We start from the raw sequence: 4,202 nt of genomic DNA, 5'->3' as shown, positions 1-4,202 counted from the left end.
ATCCTTAAAAACTAACGATTCAAATATAAAGTTGACTCAAATTCAAGTTCAAGACCCTGTGAAGTCCCTATACGCTCCAAAAATGCGGCTTTTTCCAAAAACTGAAAGTTTTTTCACAGCCTGACGTTTTGGCGCTTGGCGTTCGTGCGGGATTTCAGGGCACAAAACTGTCAACCCAGCACTAAAGTTGATTTGAAAAACTGCACTTGAATTTAAGCACTTCACCCCGCATGACGCCAAACGCATGTTGGCGGTATGTGCTTCTTTAGAATCCATATTTTTCCTTTCTCAACTTAAATGCTTTTTCGCCACCTTCCATTATTAATGTGATTTCCTTTTTAATTTCAGGATTGTCAATGGCACCTTCATATTTAATTTCGCCTTGAGTCTGCTGACTTGATTCTTTGTAGTCGCAGCACACAACCAATTCAGCATCTCCATTTACAACAAGGTTAGCATTATGACTAGTGAAAATAAGTTGTCTTTTATTCTTGGCAGACCAAATATTTTCTATGATGTCATTAATGGCTCGATTGTCTATATCATCTTCGGGTTGGTCAATTAAAAGCGGACTACCTTCCTGATTTAAAAGAACAGATAATAAAGCAGTTGCTTGTTGCCCTGCCGAAGCTTCTGAGAATGGAATGATGTCTTGCATTTCATTACCGGTTGAATAGAAAAATTGGGGTTCAAACTCGATTTCCTGTGTAACCATAGCTAACCAATTGTCAGGAGAAAACATCTCGACTATTCGCTGGATATTGGTGTCATTTAAACCTGATTCAGTTAATAATGGTGTTTCGGGCAGTTCAATCGGTTTTCCTTCAAGTATTTTATACTCAGCTAAAGAATTTAATTCATCTAATGCGGTTTTCCAAGAGTCGAGGGGTGAATCACTATCGCTTATTTTTTGACAAAGAATGTCAATCTTGTCCTTACTAATTCTAGTGCCTGTAAAGGAAGAAACAATTAACTCCTGAATTCTTTCGATGTTAATACTTTTAGTTACTTCTGCTTTTATGATGCCTTTTGACAGAGTTGTGAAATTTTCAGCTTGTTTATTTAGCAGGTCTATCTTATTCTGATGAAGAGAATACCATTTTTCTTTTTCGTCAGAGAAAATTGTTTCAGGATTCCCTAGTTCCTTTACCTTTGAAAGACGCTCATTAATTGAGTCTGTAAGTTCTCTCAATCTATTCTCTAATTGATTTATTTCTTTGATTATACTTTCGTTGGCTGATGCCTTTTCTTTAATTTGTTCGTAACTAGCATCGAAAGTCTTTTTAAGTTCATTCCATTTATTAACAGCGGTATTGTAACCTGATAAGCTTTCACTTGAAAATAGTAATGTGATTTCAGAAAGCTTTTCTTTCAACGAGTTAAACAGTTTCGTTTTCTCTGATTGTATTTCTTGAAGAGCTTCTTTGTTTAATAGAGCAGTATCAGGTTTAATTTCAGATGGATAATCATTAATTGATTCTGATATTGATTGAAACTTGTTCTTAAAAAGTTCTATTTCATTTGTTGACTCTTGAATATGTGTTTGTTCATTCTCAATTAACTCTTTGTTTTCAATTACTTTTTTATCTTCTTCGGTAAGTCCCTTTAATGATTTACGCAAATTTTGAACTTGTTCGCTTACCGATTTATGCTGAAGTCTTAGTTCTTCAATTTCATTTAGAATTTCTTTTTTACGTACAAGATTTCCGTAAGCACCTTTTAAATTTTTAGAAACTTCTCTTAAACCAAAGGCAATATTGTTTAACTCATTTGAAATTGGTTGTTGTATAAATCTTTTTAGCTCGTCAGTTCTGACACCGACACTACTTAACTGCTTTTGACTATATGCTTGAATTGGTATCAGTCTTCTTATCTCTTCTTCAGTTACTTTTTCAAATTCGCCTTTGCCAATTTTTAAAAGAATTTCTTTAGATGCAGAATTCCGTTTGACAATATGCTCGATTCCATTTATTGAAGCAGTTACTCTAACTTCTCCTGAAAATGGCACGAGTGTTTTTTCAATTAATATTTGCCGTCTTTTCTGTATTTCAGACTCTGATTCATATTTTTCTACGCCAATGATTTGGTCGCACAACCCCCATCGTAAATATTCCAATATTGTAGACTTACCTGTTCCACGTCCACCAATAAGGGCATTATATTGTTGGTTCAGATTCAATTCTATTCTACCCAAAAATTTAGAATTGGTCACACTTAGTTTGCTTAAGAATATTTGCGGCAATATTGGTTCTGTTAAGGACAACCTAGATTCCTTCGCTAAGCTTGCTTGTCGGAGTGCTTCTGCTGTTGGTGTTGCCCATTTAACCCAAGTTGTTGCTGTACCTAAATCTTCGAATGTATCCTTACGATTGTCGGAAGTTTGAAAAACAGCAATAGAACGGAAGCCGTAGTTCCTATCTTTACCACTAATAATATTTTTGAGACCTACATCGTCTGGTATTGCTCCATCTATATAACCACTTACACAAGGCATTTTGACGTAGTGTTCGTAGAAGTCTCTTCTTAAAATTCCTTTGTGCCCACGAGAAGTATGAGGAAGAACAATATACCTGCCTTTTAGAACATCAATCGAATCTAATTTTGCATACAAGTCTCTTAGACCATTAACAACATCTGAGGGTATTGCAATAGTCGGTATTGTTGAAGGTTCTGAAACTGGATTTTGTTCAATGGATAATTTATGTAATACCCTTATAAGTTGGTCTTCAGGAAAGTTGGCGTCTAAAATTAAAAGTGCTTGACAAGGTGGATTGCTAAGAGTTAATTCAACACCTGGAAAGACTATTAATTTATCATTCTCATTTACTGGGTCGCCATTATCATAAACTTCATTTTGTGCAGCAGCCTTAATGTATGGAAAAAAGACTAAGTCGTGATGGTCGGTAATTGCTACAGCGTTGACACCTTTTTGTCTACAGGCTAGCACAAACCTTGATGCATAGGCGTTTCTGTCTTCATCTGTAACGGGTTTAGGTCCTGACCAATTAATGTCTCTTGGTGTGTGGACTTGAAAGTCGCAGTTGTAAAATCTAGTTCCTTTATTCATTATGTTATCATTTTAGCATTACCGCCAAACGTGTGCAGTCGGTATATAATTCTTTCAATATCATGCAGTTAGTAGTCTCAACATAGCTATTTTACTTGTCAGAATGGAATGCAACTCATCAAAAGTGTAACAATACAAATGTTTTGAATTAACCACCGTTCTTCTTGCTCTCCAATCAAGACGTTTTTTTAATGATGTATTTAAAAAATGGTCTCTACCTATCACAAGAATTCCTTCATATTCAATTTTATTTCTACCAAACCGTTCTTCAAAGTCATCTGAATTTTGAAGTCCGTCAATTTTATAAAACCAGTCAATAATTTGGCTGAAACCATGTTCAAGTCTGCTAGAAAATTCGTCTTTATATTTTTTTCCGTTTTTGACGAATATGCTTTCTGCCTTTGCATCTTCAAATTCAATGAAACAAAAAGTGTTTGATGAAGGGTCACCTACAGCAATGTCTGCAGCAAAGTCACCGAAAATATCAAATTCATATGCAAGTTTTTCATTATTTACCATTTGAGGGATTAATGTTGCAATTTGAGTTGATAAATTAGGTCTATCCTTGAAGAAAGGAAGTATGTCACGGCTTTCACTAAGTTCGGGATTATTGTCCAGCAGTGTTTTAAACTCTGAAAGTTCCCTTTCATACGCTGTGAAGTCGAATGTGTGATTTATCAATGTCTTCATCTTACGCCTTTTTAAAATACCTTTCAAAAAGGTCATGATTAAGAATATCAATGACATTGACCCTGTCTTCCAATAGTTCAATAATTATTCGAAGCTTTAGGGAAAGTCTAATTGCAAACAAATTAATACCGCTTCCTGTCAACTTATTAATTTTTCCAGTTAATACAGGGTCGGTTATATTTTCTGAAATTGTATGCAGAAGCTTTATTGCCTTTTCTTGTTCCTTTGGGTCAAGAGAAGTCAATGCGTTTTCAGCTGCTTTTGTAAATTCGATTTGTTTCACTTTGTCTGTCATTTAGCATTACCGCCAACGTTTTGGCGGTCAAGTAGGCAAGGGCATTTCAGCTCAAGCCTCTCACAGAACCGTGCGTGAACCTCTCGACTCACACGGCTCTTGACATACTATCATTCAGATTTTACTGATTGACCAATGTACAAACATATT

At 35.3% G+C, this 4,202-nt stretch carries 3 protein-coding genes; all 3 read right to left on the bottom strand.

Annotated features, from left to right (window positions below; genetic code table 11):
- Positions 1-265 precede the first annotated feature (265 nt).
- From ACFFIP_RS17945 to ACFFIP_RS17935, 3 genes are read right to left on the bottom strand one after another with little or no spacing between them, the layout of a single operon-like run.
- The gene (locus ACFFIP_RS17945) at positions 266-3,067 is read right to left on the bottom strand and encodes a TrlF family AAA-like ATPase (RefSeq protein ID WP_382389144.1); all 2,802 of its coding nucleotides are present in this window, start codon (positions 3,065-3,067) and stop codon (positions 266-268) included.
- A 60-nt stretch (positions 3,068-3,127) separates the two neighbouring features.
- Entirely contained in the window at positions 3,128-3,757 is a 630-nt protein-coding gene (locus ACFFIP_RS17940) for a Shedu immune nuclease family protein (RefSeq protein WP_382389143.1), read from the bottom strand.
- A 1-nt stretch (position 3,758) separates the two neighbouring features.
- Positions 3,759-4,040 (bottom strand): type II toxin-antitoxin system RelE family toxin, encoded by a 282-nt coding sequence (locus tag ACFFIP_RS17935; RefSeq protein ID WP_382389141.1) that lies wholly within the window; start codon positions 4,038-4,040, stop codon positions 3,759-3,761.
- Positions 4,041-4,202: the final 162 nt, after the last annotated feature.

Source organism: Fontibacter flavus (genome assembly GCF_042432905.1).
Taxonomy (GTDB): Bacteria; Bacteroidota; Bacteroidia; order Cytophagales; family Cyclobacteriaceae; genus Fontibacter; species Fontibacter flavus.
Note: the sequence above shows the minus strand (reverse complement) of the source record. Positions and strands in the feature narration are given on the sequence as shown.